A 235-nucleotide genomic window follows, 5' to 3' on the forward strand; every position below is an offset into this window, starting at 1 on the left:
AATCTGGTGGTGATTGCGGAGGGGTAACACCTGTTCCCATTTCGAACACAGCAGTTAAGTCCTCCTGCGCCGATGGTACTATAAGGGTTGCCTTATGGGAGAGTAGGTCGCTGCCAGATCCAATTTTAATTTACAATTGAGAATTGACAATTAAAGAGACTTAACAACAAAACCATAATTTTTATGGTTTTTAGTTATAGATTATCTTTGATTTATAGGTTTAGGTCTTGAATTT

General features: G+C 37.4%; 1 rRNA gene. It reads left to right on the forward strand.

Annotation, left to right across the window (positions count from 1 at the left end):
* Positions 1-2 precede the first annotated feature (2 nt).
* Positions 3-119 (forward strand): 5S ribosomal RNA (gene rrf / locus ACYQ3D_RS12690).
* Positions 120-235: the final 116 nt, after the last annotated feature.

This window comes from Halanaerobaculum tunisiense (assembly GCF_054657635.1).